This window comes from Bradyrhizobium sp. T-1, assembly GCF_053592855.1.
Window position 1 is genome coordinate 2,235,863 of the sequence record NZ_CM132115.1, and the last position, 17,408, is coordinate 2,253,270.

Genomic DNA, 17,408 nt, shown 5'->3' on the forward strand with positions numbered 1-17,408 from the left:
ACGCTTGTCGCCCACCCGCGGCTCCGGCTAGTTTGCCGGGCCGCGGGATCGTGCGCGCCTGCATGGAATGGGAATGACCGAGGTCTTGAACGAGCAGCGACCGTCCATGCTCTCCGCGATCTGGGCGGCGCGCTATCGCACACCGGCACGTTTCGTCGCGCTGGTCGCGTTGTTGCTGCCGTGGACGACGACGGGTGTGACATTCGCGCTGATCCCCTGGCTGATCGCTTTCGCCTTTGTTGATCTGCGTGAGTTTCCGCGTTCGCTACTCCGCCCGGTCTGCCTGCTGCCGATCGCGCTGGTGGGTCTCGCCCTTGTCGGAACGCTCTGGTCCGACGTGTCCTGGCCGGAAAGGCTGCACGCAATCGGGCCGGTGTTGAAGCTCCTGGTGATCCCGCTCCTGATCTATCAGTTCGAGCGTTGGCCCTTCGGCAACTGGGTGTTCGCGGCCTTTCTCGCCTCCTGCGCGCTGCTGATGCTGTACTCCTTTGCCGTCGCGATCGACGCTGATTGGTCGCTGAAGCTCTATCTGTCGCGCGGACCCTACAAGGTCGAGAGCGGCGTCGCCGTGCGTAACTATATCGACCAGAGCCAGGAATTCGGGCTCTGCGCGATCGCGCTGGTCTATCCGATCGTGACGCTGTTTCGTGAAGGCCGCACCCGCATCGCGACGCTGCTCGCAGCGTTGTTGCTCGGCTTTCTCGTCAACATGATTTTCGTCGTGGTCTCGCGCACGGCGCTGGTGACGCTGCCGATCCTGGTCGCTGTGTTCGCGCTGCTGCATCTGCGCTGGCGTAAGGCCTTGCTGGCCGCGAGCGGGATGATTCTGGTTGCGGTCGCTCTCTGGTCCGTCTCGCCGCATCTGCGCGCGACCGTTGCGAAGTTCCAGGGCGACTATGAGATGAGTGCGCAGGACAAGAAGGTGAGCGGCATGGGCTCACGTCTGGAATATTGGCGGAAGTCGCTGGGATTCATCGCCGATGCGCCGCTGATCGGTCACGGCACCGGCTCGATCCGCGGTCTGTTCGCAAGCGTGGCGGCTGACCCGCACGACGATCCGCTGCGCGGAGAGATCGTCAGCAATCCGCATAATCAGACCTTGAGCGTGGCCGTGCAATGGGGCGTCCTGGGCGTCCTCGTTCTCTATGCGCTGTGGTTTGCGCATTTGCTGATGTTCCGCGGTGAGGGGCTGGCCTGTTGGATAGGCCTGCTGGTCGTGGTGCAGAATATGCTGTCCTCGCTGCTGAACTCCCATCTGTTCGACTTTGCGCCGGGTTGGATCTATGTGCTCGGCGTCGGTGTCGCCGGCGGCTTGGCGCTGGCGAAGTAGGCAAAGATAGAAGTCAAAGCGCGCCGATGCTGTTCCAGACGAGAGTAAGGCCCGACAGGAACAGCAGGCCGAGCACGACATCGCCGAAATGCTTGTCGCTCAGCGCGTGATAGACGCGCGCGCCGGCCCAGGCGCCGATCAGCGTGCCCGGGAATGCGACCATCGCGAGCCAGACCACCTTGAATGCGACCAGGCCCGAGGCCGTCTGCAGCACCAGCGCGGTGGCGAGCACCGTGAAATTGAACAGCTGGAAGATGCCGCGCCGCTCGTGCTTGTTCCAGCCGCGGATGTTGGCCCACAGGATCGGCAGCGGTCCCGACAATCCGGCGAGGCCGCCCAGAATGCCGCCGGCAAAGCCGATCGCACCGTCGGCGATGCGGCCGCCGAAGGTGATGGCGAACTGCTTCTTGTTGAAGTAGAGCGCGCTCGAGAAGATCAGCAGCAGCACGCCGACGCTGAGCTTGAACACTTTTGGATCGGCGGAGGCGACCAGCATGGTTCCGAGCGGCACGCCGATCAGCCCGCCGATCAGGAACGGCCACACCAGCGAGAGGTCGAAGCTCTTCCACATCGACGGCAGTGTCGAGGTCTGCGCGATCACCGAGCAGATCAGCACCAGGGGCACCGCGAGCGAGGGCGGTAGCACGTAGAGCCAGATGCCGAGCGCCATCAGCGCCGTACCGAATCCGGCGAGCCCCGAGACAAATCCGCCGGCCAGCGCGCCGAACAGGATCAGCGCGTAAGTGAATGTTTCCACAAATGAATTCCTGTCGGTTGCGGACAATCCCGAGCCGCGATCGCCTGATGGCGCATAGCACAGATGCGGCGCCGTCAGCATCAATAGATGTGTGCTAGACGATCTGCCTGGTATCGGCGGGCTTGTGCAGCGCGCCGACGAGGATGCGCAGCGCCTCCGTCAATTCCGATCGGTTGCGCGCTGCGCCGAGCGAGACGCGCGCCGCGTGCGGTGGTGGTTCTCCGACGGTGAAAGCCTCGCCGGCGACGATCGCGAGCCCGTTGCGCAGCAGATGCGCCGCGACGTCCGGCCGCCCCTCCGGCAAACGCAGCCACAGATGATGCGCGGCTGGCTTCGCCTGGAACTTAAAGCCCTTCAAGGCGCGCTGCGCCAGCTGCTGGCGGCCGACGGCCTCGTTGCGGATTGCGGTGATGATACGGTCGGCGACGCCGCTCTCGAGCCAATGCGTCACCAGCGCGACCATCAGCGGCGCCGGCATCTGCACGGTGGCCTGCAAGTGGCCGCGCATCTGAAGCTGTGCATCGCTATCGGGCGTCAGCAGATAGGCGACGCGCAGCGCGGGTGCGATGCATTTTGACAGCGTGGTCGCCAGATATGTCCGCTCGGGGATGAGGTTGGCGATCGGCGAGGCCGAGCGCTCAAGCAGCCCGTAGGCATCGTCCTCGATCAGCGTTGTGTCGGCATCGCGGATGATCTTTGCGATTGCGCTGCGCCGTTCGGGAGCAAGCGTCGCTGTGGTCGGATTGTGCAGCGTCGGAACGAGATAGACGGCTTTCGGCCTGTGGGTGCGACAGGCTTTCGCGAGCGCATCGGGCAGGATGCCGCCGTCATCCATGGCGACGCCGACGAGCTTGATATCGAGCTGCGCCGCGGCCGCCTTGATGCCGGGGAAGGTGAGGGCTTCCGTCAGCACGACATCGCCAGGCCGCGCAAGGTGCGCGAGCAGGTTGAACAGGATCGTCTGCGCGCCGGGAAAGATCACGAGCCTGTCGGCATGGGCATGCGGAACGCGCGCGCGCATCCAGCGCGCGGCGACCTCGCGCTCATGCGCGCTGCCGCCGGGCGGCTGATAATTCAGGAATGCAGTCAGGCCCGATTGCGCGCGAATGGCTTCGAGGCCAGCGATGATGCGCTCGTCGAGCTGCGCTTCGAGCGGGTGTGGCGGCACGTTCATCGAGAGGTCGATCGCGACGGGATGCGGCAGGTCGACCGCGCGGCGTGCACTGGTCTCCGACACGAACGAGCCCTGGCCGACGCGGGCCTCCATGATGCCGCGGCGCCGCGCCTCGGTGTAGGCGCGCGTCACCGTGGTCAGGTCGATGCCGAGCGCCTTGGCGAGTGCGCGCTGCGTCGGCAGTTGCTGTCCGCGCACCAGCCGGCCAGCGGCGATGTCGGCCTCCATGGCCTCGACGATGCGCTGGTAACGCGGCCCGCTGAGCTCCGAGATTGTAGGAGTCCAATCCATGCAACTTGGCTCCATATCCTTTGAATGTATGGATACAAGATATTATTGTATGGATCAACAAAACGGAAGAGGTGGGGTCATGGCGACCGGTTCAGTCTCTCTTGCAAAGGCGATGTGGCGCGGCTTTCGCGGCAAGTGCCCGAACTGCGGCGAAGGCCATTTGTTCGGCCGCTTCCTCAAAGTCGCAGATGCCTGCGACCATTGCGGCGAGGAGCTGTTTCACCAGCGCGCCGATGACTTCCCGGCCTATCTGGTGATGGTCGTGGTCGGCCACCTCGTGGTGCCGGCGATCCTCGCGGTCGAGACCGCCTATGCGCCGCCGGTGTGGCTGCAATTGGCGGTGTGGTTGCCGGTGACGCTGTTTGCTTCGCTCGCGCTGCTGCAACCGACCAAGGGCGCCATCGTCGGCCTGCAATGGCAGATCGGCATGCACGGCTTTGAGGCGGGCAAGCTGCGGCGCGAGGCCGGTCAGCTTGCGCCTGTGCTGGTGAAAGCGCCGCGCGCGGCCTGAGGCACGTCGCGGCGTTTACATCGCGCAGGCCGACGCTACACTCCGTCGTATCAAAACAAGAACGATGGAAACGCCGATGACTGCACGCGCAAAAACCTTCCTGCTCTGTCATGGCGCGTGGTCCGGCGGATGGTCGTGGCGGAAGATGCAGCCGCTGATGGCGCAGGCCGGGCACCGCCTGGTCGCGCCGACCTACACCGGGCTCGGCGAGCGATCGCATCTCGCCAGTCCCGCGGTCGATCTCGAGACGCATGTCCAGGACATTCTCAACGTCATCAAGTTCGAGGGCCTCAATGACATCGTGCTGCTCGGCCACAGCTATGGCGGCATGGTCGCCACCGGCGTTGCCGACCGCGTGCGAGAGCGCGTGGCGCAGCTGATCTATCTCGACGCCTTCGTGCCGCGCGATGGCCAGTCGCTGTTCGATCTCAACGAGGCCGGCCGCGAGCCGATGCGCAAGGCGGCGGCCGCCGGCGATGGTTACCGCATCCCGCCGAATCCGCCGCCGCCGGATACGCCGCAAGCCGATCTCGACTGGCTCAACGCGCGCCGCATCGACATGCCGATCAAATGCTTCGAGACGAAGCTGAAGCTCGGGCACGGCGACCCAGCGATGCCGCGCAGCTATATCTATTGCAAACGCATTCCGCCGGGCGATGTGTTCGGGCAGTTCGCCAAGCGAACCAGGAGCGAGGAGGGCTGGCGCTATTTCGAGCTCGACGCCAGTCACGCGCCGAACGTCACGGCGCCGGAGGCGCTGATGGGTGTCTTGAACGAGATCGTCGTCTAACTCACAGTCGTCGTTCCGGGGCTCGCGAAGCGAGAGCTATGATGCGCAATTGCGCATCTGAGAATCCATTCCGCCACGATCTCTGCCGCTCGATGGATTCCGGGCTCGTGCTACGCACACCCCGGAATGACACTTGTTGAATGGCTGCTCGCTCGGTCCCAAAATGGTGAGGGGCCCGATGCGTCAGCATCGAACCCCTCGTTGCAAGAGATCAGCCGGCCTGTAAGCCGGGTTCTGTAGGGCACCGTCCGCTTGCGCGCACGATACGTGACGGCCATTCCTCTGGGGCCATGTTTGCACATGGCCTCGAGCAACCTACCCGGACGGCGGGCCTGACATCGCCCCGCGGCGTTATCGCTTGCGCGAACAGCCCGCTTAAGCCGTCCCTATTCGGTTTTGCTCCCGGTGGGGTTTACCATGCCGGCTCCGTTGCCGGCGCCGCGGTGCGCTCTTACCGCACCTTTTCACCCTTACTTCCTCCGAGGAGGAAGCGGTTCGTTCTCTGTGGCACTTTCCCTGGGGTCGCCCCCGCCGGACGTTATCCGGCACCGCATGTCAAGGGAGCCCGGACTTTCCTCCCCGGCGGCCTTTCGGCACCTGCCGGAGCGGCCGTCCGGCCGACTGACGGGCTACGCATGGAGCATTTGTGACGGTTCCGTCAAGGCGATATCGCCGCGCACGCCTTGCCCGAAATAAATTATCCTGAAGATTGTCGTTTGGCGCATCCCCCGTTCGACTGGTGTCGGCGATCAAGCCGAACAACAGGAGTGACCCATGCAGTATCTGCTGCTGATCTACCGGAGCGAAGCTCAGTTGAGCAACATGACCCCTGCCGCCCGTCAGAAGATGTCTGAGGAATACGGCACCTACACGCAGTCGATCATCCAGAGCGGCCATTTCAAGGCTGGTGACGGGCTCCAGCCGAGCACCACCGCGACCACCGTGCGTGTGCGGGATGGCAAGACCCTGACGACCGACGGACCGTTCGCGGAGACGCGCGAACAACTTGGCGGCTACTATCTGGTCGACGCCAAGGATCTCGACGCCGCCGTCGCACTGGCCGCTCGGATTCCCGGAGCCAGGGACGGCTCGATCGAAGTCAGGCCGGTCATGATCTACAAGTGATTGCCGCGACCGACATCGACAAGATCTTTCGCGACGAGGCGGGGCGGGCGCTGGCCACGCTGATCCGCCTCGTCGGCGATTTCGATCTCGCCGAGGACGCGCTCCAGGACGCCTTTGCGGTGGCGCTGGAGCGCTGGTCGGCGGGCGAGGTCCCCGACAATCCGCGCGCCTGGCTGGTCAATGTCGGTCGTAACAAGGCGATCGACCGCGTCCGCCGCCGGGCCGCCTTTCGCGGCAAGCAGCAGGCGCTGCTGCATGAGCTCGAGTTCAACGCAGATGCGCCGGTCGAGCCGCCGGCCATGCTCGATGATGACATGCTGCGGCTCATCTTCACCTGCTGCCATCCGGCCTTCGCGCCCGAGGTTCAGGTCGCGCTGACGCTGCGCACGGTGTGCGGCCTCTCCGCCGCGCAGGTCGCGCGCGCCTTTCTCGTCGGTGAGGATGCGATGGCGCAGCGCCTCGTTCGCGCCAAGCAGAAGATCAGGCTTGCCGGCATTCCCTATGAAGTGCCCGAGCGCGGCGCGCTGGCGCCGCGGCTCGACGGCGTGCTTGCCGTGATCTATCTCGTCTTCACCGAAGGCTATGTCGCGACCTCAGGCGCGGATTTGATGCGGCCCGATCTCGCGGTCGAGGCGATCAGGCTCGGCCGCCTGCTCGATCGCCTGATGCCCGATCGCGCCGCGATCAAGGGCTTGCTGGCCTTGATGCTGCTGCACGATGCGCGCCGTGCCGGGCGCGAGACTGCGGCTGGCGATATCGTGCTGCTGGAAGAGCAGGACCGCTCGCTCTGGGATCGCGCGCAGATCCAGGAGGGCCTGCGACTCGTCGATGACGCGCTGCGTGTGCCGGGCCGGCCTCGGCCCTATGCGGTGCAGGCCGCGATTGCCGCGCTGCATGCCCGCGCGCCGAGCTTCGAGGCGACCGATTGGCGGCAAATCGCCGGCCTTTACGAGGTTCTCCTGCGCATCAGCCCGTCGGCGGTGATCGAGCTCAACCATGCCGCCGCGATCTCGATGGTCGACGGCCCGGCGCGCGCGCTCGATCTCGTCGACGCGATCACGGCGCGCGGCGGCCTCGATGGCTACGAGCTGCTGCCCGCGGTGCGCGCGGATTTGCTGCGGCGGCTGGAGCGAAAGCAGGAGGCGCGCGAGGCTTATGCCGTGGCGAGCGAGGCGACGCAGCTGGAGCCGTTGCGGCGGTTATATGCGCGGCGGGTGAGGGAGATGGACGACTAGCGCCGTCACTTCGACGCGACGGCCGTCCCGTCCGCCGGCAGGCTCCCCAGCAGCGCTTGCAACGTGGTCAGCGTCGAATGATCGGCAACACCATCGAGCCGCGCCGGGCGGAAATGGCGCTGGAAGGCGGTGACGACTTCCATCGTCGCAGCGTCGTATTTGCCGGTGAGCGGCACGCCATAGCCGTAGCGGGCGAGCGCCTGCTGCAGGCTCAGCACCGCGTCGCTGATGGTGCCGAGCATCAGGGTTTCGCCGCGCACGATCGGGGCGGGCGTCACCCAGTGGCCGACGCCGGAATTGGCCAGCGAATGCCAGGGAAATTTTTCGCCGGGATCCTTCTTGCGCGCGGGCGCGACGTCGGAATGACCGAGCACCCGTTGCGGCACGATCTTGCGGCGAAGGATGATGCCGCGGCATAGCGCGATGACCGCTGCGATCTGGCGCAGCGGATATTCGGGATAGCCCCAATCGTGGCCGCGATTGATGATCTCGATCCCGATCGAGCAGGAGTTGATGTCGTCCTCGCCGGCCCAGGACGAGACGCCGGCGTGCCAGGCGCGCCGTGCTTCGGGGACGCATTGAACGATGCGGCCGTCCTCCAGCACGACATAATGCGCCGACACTTCGGTGCCCGCCGTGCACAGCCGCGCCAGCGCGCCCTCGACGTCGGGCATGCCGGTGTAGTGCAGCACGATCATGTCGGGCTGCCGGCCCTTGTTGCGCTCGCCATGGTTGGGCGAGGGGATGATGTCGGAGACGGTCGACGAATCCGGCTCGAAGGTCCGCATGTTCGCCGCGGCCTTGGGAACCGGGAGAACGCGCTGACGCTTCGAATCAGTTCCAGACGGCGTGGACGGACCGGACGACATAAACAAACTCAGGTCGGACAGGATAATGGGCCAAGCCCTTCTCTTTACTATTTCTTTACTGTCCGGTTCGCGCAATCGCGCGGTGCGGTTAACGGGCGCATTTTCGGCTCAGTGTGTGGATGACGCATCACCGCCCAAGGACCTTTTCGACTTGTAACGAGCCGATCAACGCTTTCTTAACGCTAAGCGCCGTTACTGAGAGATGAAGAGCCGACCCGCGTCCGGAGGCGGCCAAAAGCGTTTTTGGCTCGAAATCCCATGGTTGCCCGACATATTCCACTGGGAACACCGGGTCTGCGGCCTGGGACGACCGGGCTCGGCGCGTATGCTGGATTGGGGCTTTGTCGTGGAACCGCCGCGACGCGGAATTATTCGAGGCGTGATGGGCTGCTTCGCCCCCGGTTTGACCTGCCTGCTCTCCTGCGTACCCGGCGGGCGCGACGCATGAGTGCCGCACCGCACATTCCCGTGCTGGGCCGCGAGGCGATCGAGCATCTCGCGCCGCGCGAGGGCGGCATCTATGTCGATGCCACCTTCGGTGCCGGCGGCTATAGCCGCGCCATTCTCGAAGTGCCGGGAACCCGGCTCATTGCCATTGATCGCGACCGCACCGCCATCGCCGGCGGCGCCGAACTGGTCGCGGGTTCCGCCGGCAGGCTGACACTGGTCGAGGACCGCTTCTCCAACCTCGCCGAGGTCTGCGCGGCGCAAGGCGTCGAAGCAATCGACGGCGTCGTGATGGACGTCGGGGTCTCCTCGATGCAACTCGACCAGGCCGGTCGCGGCTTCTCGTTCCGCCTCGACGGTCCGCTCGACATGCGGATGGGGCAGACGGGACCGACCGCGGCCGACGTCGTCGCGCGCGCGTCGGAAAGCGATCTCGCCGACATCATCTATCTATTCGGCGAGGAGCGCCATTCGCGCCGCGTCGCCCGCGCCATCGTCGCCGACCGGCAGGAGACGCCGTTCACGACCACACGCGCGCTCGCCGATCTCGTCGGCAGGGTGGTGCGCTCGAAGCCCGGCGACATTCATCCGGCGACGCGGACGTTCCAGGCGCTGCGTATCTTCGTCAATGAGGAACTCGAGGAGCTGCAGACTGCGCTTGCCTCGGCCGAGCGCGTGCTCAGGCCCGGCGGCCGTCTCGTCGTGGTCTCGTTCCACTCGCTGGAAGACCGCATCGTCAAGAATTTCCTCTCCGAGCGCTCGAAGACCGGCGGCGGCTCGCGGCACCTGCCGGAAGTGGCGCAAGGCGCGCCGAGCTTCCGGCTGCTGACGCGGCGGCCCGTGATCGCCGGCGAAGAGGAAGTCGCGCACAATCCGCGCGCACGTTCTGCAAAGCTGCGCGCCGCCGAGCGCACTTCGGCGCCGGTGCATGCCGACGACGAGCCATCGTCCTGGCCAAAACTCTCCGACGTGATGAGGGGCGGCTAGCACATGCGCTTCATCCACCTCCTCGTCATCGGTGCGCTGATCTTCGCGGCCGCCTATGTCTACCGGATCAAGATGGATTCCACCGCCCGCACCGAGAAGGTGCTGCGGCTGCACGCCGAGATTCGCGAGCAGCGCGACGCCATCGCGCAGCTGCGCTCCGAATGGGCCAAGCTCGATGCGCCCTTGCGGCTACAGGGCCTCGTCGAGCGGCATCTGCCGCTCAAGCCCGTCAACGGCACGCAATATGATTCACTGAAGAACCTGCCGGATCGTCCGCCGCGGATGTTCAGGCCGGGCGAGCCCGATCCGATCGGCGCCATGCTCAACACCATCGAAGCAGCGAGCGATCCTGATACCGTAACGGGCTCCGTGCCTCAGCCTGAGGACAAGCAATGAGCGCTTTGACTCCGGCCAAACCCAAGCCGACCGAACCCTGGCGGCAGCGCCTGGTCCGCAGCCTGCTCTACGGGCGCAATGTCGACCGCCAGGCGAAGGCCCGGGCGCGCGTTGGCCTGGCGATGCTGGCCTTCGGAACCATCTACGCCCTGATCGGCGGCCGGCTCGTGATGTTCGCGATCGGCGCCGACGCCCACAGCGCGCGGCGCGCCGCCTCGCAGGAAGTGGTCGCGACTGCGCGGCCCGACATCGTCGACCGCAACGGCGCGATCCTTGCGACCGACGTCAAGGCCGCCAGCATGTTCGGCGAGCCGCGCCGCATCATCGACAAGGACGAGGCGATCGAGCTTCTGACCGCGACGGTGCCCGACCTCGACGAAGCCGAGGTGCGCGAGCGCCTGAAAACGCGCAAGGGTTTCGTTTGGCTCAAGCGCGAGATCACGGCGAAGCAGCAGCAGGACATCCACAAGCTCGGCATCCCCGGCATCGGCTTCCTGCGCGAGAACAAGCGCGTCTATCCGACCGGCAATGAGGTCGCCCACCTCATCGGCCTGGTCAACATCGACAACCAGGGCATTGCCGGCATGGAGAAGTGGCTCGATAACCAGGGCCTCGCCGATCTCCATCGCGCCGGCTTTGCCATCGACCGGCTGCAGAAGCCGGTCGAGCTGTCGGTCGACCTGCGCGTCGAGCACGCGCTGCGCGACGAGCTGCTCAAGGCCAAGGAGAAGTTCCACACCAAGGCGGCCTCCGGCCTCGTCACCAACGTCAACACCGGCGAAATCATCGCGATGGTCTCGGTGCCGGATTTCGACCCGAACAATCCGAAGGAAGCCCACGATCCCGACCGCATCAACCGCCTGACCACCGGCGTCTACGAGATGGGCTCGACCTTCAAGGCCTTCACGCTCGCGATGGCGCTCGACACCGGCAAATACGGTCTCGACTCGCTGTGGGATGCGCGCGGGCCGCTGCACTACGGCAAGTTCGCGATCCATGACGACGAGCCGAAGGGCCGCTTCCTCAACATGAAAGAGGTGTTCACCTTCTCCTCCAACGTCGGCGCGGCGCGGATTGCGCTGTCGCAGGGCGTGGAGGCGCACAAGGCGTTCCTGCGCAAGATGGGACAGCTCGAGCGGCTTCGCACCGAGCTGCCGGAAAGCGCTTCGCCGATCCTGCCGCGGCGCTGGAGCGAACTGAACACCATCACCATCGCGTTCGGCCACGGCATGGCGGTCGCGCCGCTGCAGGCGGTGATGGGCGTCAGCGCGCTCGCCAATGGCGGCCTTCTGATTCCGCCGACCTTCCTCAAGCGCTCCGAGGAGGAGGCGCGGGCGATCGCCAAGCGCGTGATCAAGCCCGAGACCTCGGACAAGATGCGCTTCCTGATGCGGCTGAACGCCGAGATCGGTACGGCGCGCAAGGCCGACGTGAAGGGCTATTATATCGGCGGCAAGACCGGCACCGCGGAAAAGGTGGTCAACGGCCGCTACGCCAAGAAGCGGGTGCTGACCGCGTTCACCGCGATCCTGCCGGCCGACAAGCCGAAATACCAGCTCCTGATCATGCTCGACGAGCCGCAGCCGCTGAAGGAAACCTACGGCTTCATCACGTCGGGCTGGAACGCCGTCCCGACCGCCGGCAACGTCATTACCCGGATCGGACCGCTTCTCGGCATCGAGCCCCGCTACGACCTGCCGCCTGCTGACCGCCTTATTCTTGCAGCATCCAGGACAACCCAGTAATCAATCGGGTAGGCCGTAGCCGCTGCTGAGTCGGGGATTTCCCGCAAGTTTCGGCTTTCCGGCACGGCAACTGGAAGACCATGAAGCTGCGCGACCTCTTGGGTCAGGATGTCTTGGGCAATGATGCCGCAATCGAGCCCGCTGTCGCGGCGCTCGACGTGAGCGGCATTGCGCTCGACAGCCGTGTGGTCAGGCCGGGTGATCTCTTCTTTGCGCTCGCCGGCAGCAAGACCGACGGCGCGCGCTTCGTCGATGCGGCGGTCGCGGCCGGCGCGGTGGCTGTGGTCGGCGATCACGAGCCTGATGACTGCAAGGTGCCGTTCGTCGCTGTCGGCAATCCGCGCCGCGCGCTGGCGATGGCCGCCGCAAAGTTTTTCCCGGCACAGCCTGCAACCATCGCCGCTGTGACCGGAACCAGTGGCAAGACCTCGGTTGCCGCGTTCACGCGCCAGATCTGGGAGCGGCTGGGACATGCGTCCGCCAGCATCGGCACCATCGGCCTCGTCTCGCCGAAGCGCACCGTCTACGGCTCGCTGACGACGCCGGATCCGATCGCGCTGCACCAGCAGCTCAATGAGATCGCGCAGGAGGGCGTGACGCATCTTGCGTTCGAGGCGTCGTCGCACGGTCTCGATCAATATCGCCTCGACGGCGTGCGTGTCTCCGCCGGCGGCTTCACCAATCTTTCGCGCGATCACATGGATTACCATCCGACCGTCGCGCATTATCTCGCTGCAAAGCTCAGGCTGTTCCGCGAGCTCGTTCCGCCCGGCGGCGCCGCGGTGATCTCCGCCGATCATGATTGCTCGGCGGAGGCGGTTGATGCTGCGAAGACGCGCGGTCTGCGCGTGATGGCGGTCGGCCGCAACGGCGATGGGTCAGGCGAGGGTATCCGTCTCGCCGAGGCGGTGGTCGAAGGCTTCTCGCAAAAGCTTGCGCTCGAGCATCGCGGCAAGAATTATGCGGTGCGACTGCCGCTGGTCGGCGAATTCCAGATCGAGAATGCGCTGGTGTCGGCCGGTCTTGCGATCGGCACCGGCAGTGATGCAGCCAATGTGTTTGCGAGCCTCGAGCATCTCGAAGGCGCCAAGGGCCGGCTCGAGCGCGTCGGCGAGCGCAACGGCGCGCCGATCTTCGTCGACTACGCCCACAAGCCCGATGCGCTGGCGAAAGCGTTGCAGGCACTGCGCCCTTACGCGAAGCGCAGGCTGGTTGTCGTGTTCGGCGCCGGCGGCGATCGTGACGCCGGCAAGCGGCCGATCATGGGCGAGATCGCGGCGGAGAATGCCGACCGCGTCATCATCACCGACGACAATCCGCGCAGCGAAAAGCCCGAATCCATTCGCGCCGCGATCCTCGCTACCGCAAAAGGCGCGCGCGAGATCGGCGACCGCGCAGCGGCGATCCGCACTGCGATCGAGGAGCTCGAAGATGGAGATGCGCTGCTCGTTGCCGGCAAGGGGCACGAGACCGGGCAGATCGTCGGCGGCGAGGTTCTGCCGTTCAGTGATCACGAGGCGGTCGCCGCCGCATTAGCATCGAGGGTCGCATGAGCGGGCCATTATGGACGGTTGCCGAGGTGGCGCGTGCGCTGGGCGCGGATGGATCATTCCCGGACACGCCGATCGACTTCGTCACCCAGGACAGCCGCCTGGTGAAGCCGGGCAGCCTGTTCGTTGCGCTATCCGGTACGCCGAGCGGTGGCTTCATCTCGGCCTTCGCCAGTGCGCGCGACGGTTGGGAGTTCGCGGACAGGGCGGAAGCCTCCGGCGCGGTTGCGATGATCGTGCCGCATCAGATCGCGGGCGTTCGCGTTCCGCAGATCGTGGTGAAGGACACGCTGATCGACGGCCTCTGGGGCCTCGCACGCGCTGCACGTGCGCGATTTCGCGGGCCAGTGATTGGGCTCACCGGCAGCGCCGGCAAGACCAGCACCAAGGAATTTCTGGCGGCCTATCCCAATGCCTATGCGAGCCCCTCCAGCTTCAACAACTTCTGGGGCGTGCCGCTGACGCTGTGCAACGCCCGGCCCGATGCCAGTCTCTGGGTCGTCGAGATGGGCATGAACCAGACTGGCGAGATCGCGCGGCTCAGCGAATTGACGCGGCCAACGGTCGCGCTGGTCGTCAATGTCCAGCCGGTGCATCTGGAAAAGCTCGGCTCGCTCGACGCGATCCGACGCGAGAAGGTGTCGATCGCGCTCGGCCTGCCCGAGGACGGCGTGCTGGTGCTGCCGGCCGGGATCAAGGCGCCCGACTGGAAGGGCAAGGTGGTGCGCTTCGGGGAGAAAGCCGAGGTGCACGAGGTCGCGCACGCCCCACATGGCGAGAGCTGGCAGATCGTGGCCGGGATCGGCAAGAAGGAGATCGCCTTCAGCCTCACGCCGGGCGCACCGCACCGCGTGCAGAACGCGCTCGCTGCGCTCGCTTCAATCCATGCCGCGCATCTCGATGTGGCGACGCTCGCCATCAAGCTCGACCGCGTCGGCATCATGACCGGCCGCGGCGTGGAGCAGGCGGTCGGTGGCGTCACCGTGATTGACGACAGCTTTAACGGCAATCCGGCGAGCGTGGCTGCTGCGCTGCAAAGTCTGCTGGCGCGCAACATGACCGGCGGCCGCCGCATTGCGGTGCTTGGCGACATGCTGGAACTGGGCGACGACGCACCAAGCTACCACACCGCCCTCACAACGCATCTCGACGGCATCGACGGCATCTACTGCGTCGGCCCGCTGATGCGTCACCTCTATGACGCGCTTCCCGCCGGCAAACGGCTCGGCTGGCACGACGATCCCGCGACGCTTAGAGCCAGTGAGGTTGCGGGCTTGCTGAAGGCAGGCGATGTCGTGGTTGTCAAGGGCAGCAAGAAGATGTTCTGGGTCAACAAGTTTGTGCCGGGCCTAGTGGCCGCCTTGCAGGCAAAGGCGTAAACTGCTTGGAAAGCGTCGTTCCCGAATCCCACCGTATTTGCGGTGCAAAACCGGCAGGTTTCCTGCCGTCAAGTTTCTTGGAGGTCGCCCGCCCCATGCTGAAGATACGCGAACGCGCGTGCGGCGACATCTGCGTCTGAAAAATCTCTGCGTGCGAAAGGCGCCATAGGACCGTCTGAATGTTTTACTGGCTGATCGAGCTCTCCAACACATTTCCGAGCTTCGGTGCCGTGCGCACCGTTCTGAACGTCTTCCGCTACATCACCTTCCGCACCGGCGGCGCCATCGTCACTGGCGCGCTGTTCGTGTTCCTGTTCGGGCCCTGGATCATCGATCATCTCCGCATCCGCCAGGGCAAGGGCCAGCCGATCCGCACCGACGGTCCGCAATCGCATCTGGCCAAGAAGGGCACGCCCACCATGGGCGGGCTGATGATCCTGTCCGGCCTCACGGTCGGCACCGTGCTGTGGTGCAATCCGCTCAATCCCTATGTCTGGATCGTGCTGGCGGTGACGCTCGGCTTCGGCTTCGTCGGCTTCTATGACGACTACCTCAAGGTGACCAAGCAGACCACGAGCGGGTTCGGCGGCAAGCTGCGCCTCCTGATCGAGGGAATCATCGCGCTGGTCGCCTGCTATGCGCTGGTGCGGCTGAACCGCGATCCCGCGTCGACCGCGCTGACGATTCCCTTTCTGAAGGACACCGTGCTGCATTTCGGCTGGTTCTTCGTCGTGTTCGGCGCCTTCGTCATCGTCGGCGCCGGCAATGCGGTGAACCTCACCGATGGTCTTGACGGCCTCGCCATCGTGCCGGTGATGATCGCGACCGCGAGCTTTGCGATGATCGCCTATCTCGCCGGCAACGCGGTGTTTGCTGACTATCTCCAGATCAAATATGTCGCCGGTACCGGCGAGCTCGCCGTGCTCTGCGGCGCGCTGCTCGGCGCCGGCCTCGGCTTCCTCTGGTTCAACGCGCCGCCGGCCTCGATCTTCATGGGCGACACCGGCTCGCTCGCGCTCGGCGGCATGCTCGGTGCGATCGCGGTCGCGGTGAAGCACGAGATCGTGCTTGCGGTGATCGGCGGCCTGTTCGTGCTGGAGGCGGTCTCCGTCATCGTGCAGGTGGTGTCGTTCAAGCTCACGGGCAAGCGCATCTTCCGCATGGCGCCGATCCACCACCATTTCGAGCAGCTCGGCTGGACCGAGCCGCAGATCGTGATCCGCTTCTGGATCATCTCGGTGATGTTGGCGCTCGCCGGCCTCTCCACGCTGAAGCTGCGGTGATCATGGTCGCGGTGATTCAATCTTGCTGTCATTCCGGGGCTTGCGAAGCGAGAACTATGGTGCGCGGTTGCGCACCTGAGAAACTCGAGATTCCGGGTTCGACGCTGTCGCGTCGCCCTGGAATGACCGGGGTCTAGGCATGATTCCCGTTACTTCCTTCGCCGGCAAGACGGTCGCGGTGTTCGGCCTCGGCGGTTCGGGGCTCGCCTCCTGCCACGCGCTGAAAGCGGGTGGTGCCGAGGTGATCGCCGCCGACGATAATGCGGAGAACGTCGCCAAGGCAGCACAGGCCGGTTTCATCACCGCGGACCTGCGCAACGTCTCCTGGGCGAATTTCGCAGCGCTGGTGCTCGCGCCCGGCGTGCCGCTGACGCATCCGGTGCCGCACTGGAGCGTGCTGAAGGCGCGTGAAGCCGGCGTCGAGGTGATCGGCGATATCGAGCTGTTCTGCCGCGAGCGGCGCCGTCACGCCCCGAACGCGCCGTTCGTCGCCATCACCGGCACCAATGGCAAGTCGACCACGACGGCCCTGATCGCGCATCTGACGAAAGTCGCCGGTTACGACACCCAGATGGGCGGCAACATCGGCACCGCGATCCTGTCGCTGGAGCCGCCGCGCATGGGCCGCGTCCACGTCATCGAGATGTCGTCCTACCAGATCGACCTCACGCCCTCGCTCGATCCCTCCGTCGGCATCTTGCTCAATGTCAGCGAAGACCACATCGATCGTCACGGCACGATCGAACATTACGCCGCGGTGAAGGAGCGCCTCGTTGCAGGCGTGCAGGCAGGCGGCACCTCGATCATCGGCGTCGATGACGGCTATTGCCGCGACATCGCCGACCGGCTCGATCGCGCCGGCAAGAACGTGGTGCGGATCTCCGTCAAGAATCCGCTGGCTTCCGGCATTCACGTCGAGCACGGCACCATCGTGCGCACGGCGGGCGGCGCGCGAGGCGAAGTCGCGAAGCTCGGCGGCATCGGTTCGCTGCGCGGCCAGCACAATGCGCAGAACGCAGCCTGCGCCGCCGCGGCCGCGCTCGCGATGGGCATCAGCCTGGACGCGCTGCAGAACGGCCTGCGCAGCTTTCCGGGCCTGGCGCACCGCATGGAGCAGGTCGGCCGCCGCAGCAACGTTCTGTTCGTCAACGATTCCAAGGGCACCAACGCGGACGCCACCGCGCATGCGCTGTCGTCCTTTGCCGACATCTTCTGGATCGCGGGCGGCAAGCCGAAGGCGGGCGGCATCACCAGCCTGACCTCCTTCTTCCCGCGCATCCGCAAGGCCTATCTGATCGGCGAAGCCGCGCAGGAGTTTTCCGGCACGCTTGGTTCGGTCGCGCACGAGATCAGCCAGACGCTTGATGTCGCGGTCGACCATGCCGCGCGTGACGCGGAAGCCTCGGGGTTTGCCGACGCAGTCGTGCTGCTGTCGCCGGCCTGCGCCTCCTTCGACCAGTACCGCAACTTCGAGATCCGCGGCACCAAGTTCCGCGAATTGGTGCAGGCGCTGCCGGGCGTGAAGCCGGTGGTGTGAGG

The 17,408-nt window shown here is 65.6% G+C and carries 15 protein-coding genes and 1 other RNA gene; 12 read left to right on the forward strand and 4 right to left on the reverse strand.

Annotation, left to right across the window (positions count from 1 at the left end; all coding sequences use genetic code 11):
* Positions 1-73 precede the first annotated feature (73 nt).
* On the forward strand, positions 74-1,330 hold the full coding sequence (locus ACWAT4_RS10780) for an O-antigen ligase family protein (RefSeq protein WP_449730516.1): 1,257 nt from the start codon (positions 74-76) through the stop codon (positions 1,328-1,330).
* Positions 1,331-1,343: 13 nt separating this feature from the next.
* On the opposite strand, the gene ACWAT4_RS10785 is transcribed toward ACWAT4_RS10780, so the two are convergent.
* Together ACWAT4_RS10785 and ACWAT4_RS10790 are read right to left on the reverse strand one after the other, a co-directional pair.
* Entirely contained in the window at positions 1,344-2,087 is a 744-nt protein-coding gene (locus tag ACWAT4_RS10785) for a sulfite exporter TauE/SafE family protein (protein ID WP_212447484.1), read from the reverse strand.
* A gap of 94 nt (positions 2,088-2,181) precedes the next feature.
* Positions 2,182-3,552 carry an aminotransferase-like domain-containing protein gene (locus ACWAT4_RS10790; protein WP_449730517.1) on the reverse strand — a complete coding sequence of 457 codons (1,371 nt, stop codon included), beginning with the start codon at positions 3,550-3,552 and terminating at the stop codon, positions 2,182-2,184.
* Between the two features lie 79 nt (positions 3,553-3,631).
* Between ACWAT4_RS10790 and ACWAT4_RS10795 the strand changes: the two genes are divergently transcribed.
* Both ACWAT4_RS10795 and ACWAT4_RS10800 read left to right on the forward strand, forming a co-directional pair.
* Positions 3,632-4,063 (forward strand): DUF983 domain-containing protein, encoded by a 432-nt coding sequence (locus ACWAT4_RS10795; protein WP_449730518.1) that lies wholly within the window; start codon positions 3,632-3,634, stop codon positions 4,061-4,063.
* Positions 4,064-4,139: 76 nt separating this feature from the next.
* The gene (locus ACWAT4_RS10800; protein WP_212447481.1) at positions 4,140-4,853 is read left to right on the forward strand and encodes an alpha/beta fold hydrolase; all 714 of its coding nucleotides are present in this window, start codon (positions 4,140-4,142) and stop codon (positions 4,851-4,853) included.
* A 207-nt stretch (positions 4,854-5,060) separates the two neighbouring features.
* On the opposite strand, the gene rnpB is transcribed toward ACWAT4_RS10800, so the two are convergent.
* Positions 5,061-5,478, reverse strand: an RNA gene (gene rnpB / locus ACWAT4_RS10805) — RNase P RNA component class A.
* Positions 5,479-5,627: 149 nt separating this feature from the next.
* Between rnpB and ACWAT4_RS10810 the strand changes: the two genes are divergently transcribed.
* Both ACWAT4_RS10810 and ACWAT4_RS10815 read left to right on the forward strand, forming a co-directional pair.
* Positions 5,628-5,978, forward strand: a complete 351-nt coding sequence (locus tag ACWAT4_RS10810) for a YciI family protein (protein ID WP_212298917.1) — start codon at positions 5,628-5,630, stop codon at positions 5,976-5,978.
* Positions 5,978-7,213 (forward strand): RNA polymerase sigma factor, encoded by a 1,236-nt coding sequence (locus tag ACWAT4_RS10815; RefSeq protein ID WP_212447515.1) that lies wholly within the window; start codon positions 5,978-5,980, stop codon positions 7,211-7,213. Before ACWAT4_RS10810 ends, ACWAT4_RS10815 begins: the two co-directional genes overlap by 1 nt.
* Positions 7,214-7,218: 5 nt before the next feature.
* Here ACWAT4_RS10815 and ACWAT4_RS10820 read toward each other — a convergent pair whose 3' ends face one another.
* Positions 7,219-8,001, reverse strand: coding sequence for an N-acetylmuramoyl-L-alanine amidase (locus ACWAT4_RS10820; RefSeq protein ID WP_212447480.1), 783 nt, complete (start codon positions 7,999-8,001; stop codon positions 7,219-7,221).
* 525 nt (positions 8,002-8,526) lie between these two features.
* On the opposite strand from ACWAT4_RS10820, the gene rsmH reads away from it, so the two are divergent.
* The 7 genes from rsmH to murD all read left to right on the forward strand — a co-directional run bounded on the left by rsmH (position 8,527) and on the right by murD (position 17,406).
* A complete protein-coding gene (gene rsmH / locus ACWAT4_RS10825; protein ID WP_449730519.1) occupies positions 8,527-9,516 on the forward strand; it encodes a 16S rRNA (cytosine(1402)-N(4))-methyltransferase RsmH in 990 nt (329 codons plus the stop codon).
* A 3-nt stretch (positions 9,517-9,519) separates the two neighbouring features.
* A complete protein-coding gene (ftsL, locus tag ACWAT4_RS10830; protein WP_212425362.1) occupies positions 9,520-9,912 on the forward strand; it encodes a cell division protein FtsL in 393 nt (130 codons plus the stop codon).
* Positions 9,909-11,657: a peptidoglycan D,D-transpeptidase FtsI family protein gene (locus ACWAT4_RS10835; protein ID WP_212298913.1), complete on the forward strand. Its 1,749-nt coding sequence runs from the start codon at positions 9,909-9,911 to the stop codon at positions 11,655-11,657. Before ftsL ends, ACWAT4_RS10835 begins: the two co-directional genes overlap by 4 nt.
* Before the next feature lie 80 nt (positions 11,658-11,737).
* On the forward strand, positions 11,738-13,210 hold the full coding sequence (locus ACWAT4_RS10840; protein ID WP_449730520.1) for a UDP-N-acetylmuramoyl-L-alanyl-D-glutamate--2,6-diaminopimelate ligase: 1,473 nt from the start codon (positions 11,738-11,740) through the stop codon (positions 13,208-13,210).
* Positions 13,207-14,586 (forward strand): UDP-N-acetylmuramoyl-tripeptide--D-alanyl-D-alanine ligase, encoded by a 1,380-nt coding sequence (locus ACWAT4_RS10845; RefSeq protein ID WP_449730521.1) that lies wholly within the window; start codon positions 13,207-13,209, stop codon positions 14,584-14,586. The genes ACWAT4_RS10840 and ACWAT4_RS10845 overlap by 4 nt, the downstream gene beginning before the upstream one ends.
* A 179-nt stretch (positions 14,587-14,765) precedes the next feature.
* Entirely contained in the window at positions 14,766-15,869 is a 1,104-nt protein-coding gene (mraY, locus tag ACWAT4_RS10850; protein ID WP_212298910.1) for a phospho-N-acetylmuramoyl-pentapeptide-transferase, read from the forward strand.
* Positions 15,870-16,008: 139 nt separating this feature from the next.
* Positions 16,009-17,406, forward strand: coding sequence for a UDP-N-acetylmuramoyl-L-alanine--D-glutamate ligase (gene murD, locus ACWAT4_RS10855; RefSeq protein ID WP_449730522.1), 1,398 nt, complete (start codon positions 16,009-16,011; stop codon positions 17,404-17,406).
* The last annotated feature ends 2 nt before the right edge of the window (positions 17,407-17,408 follow it).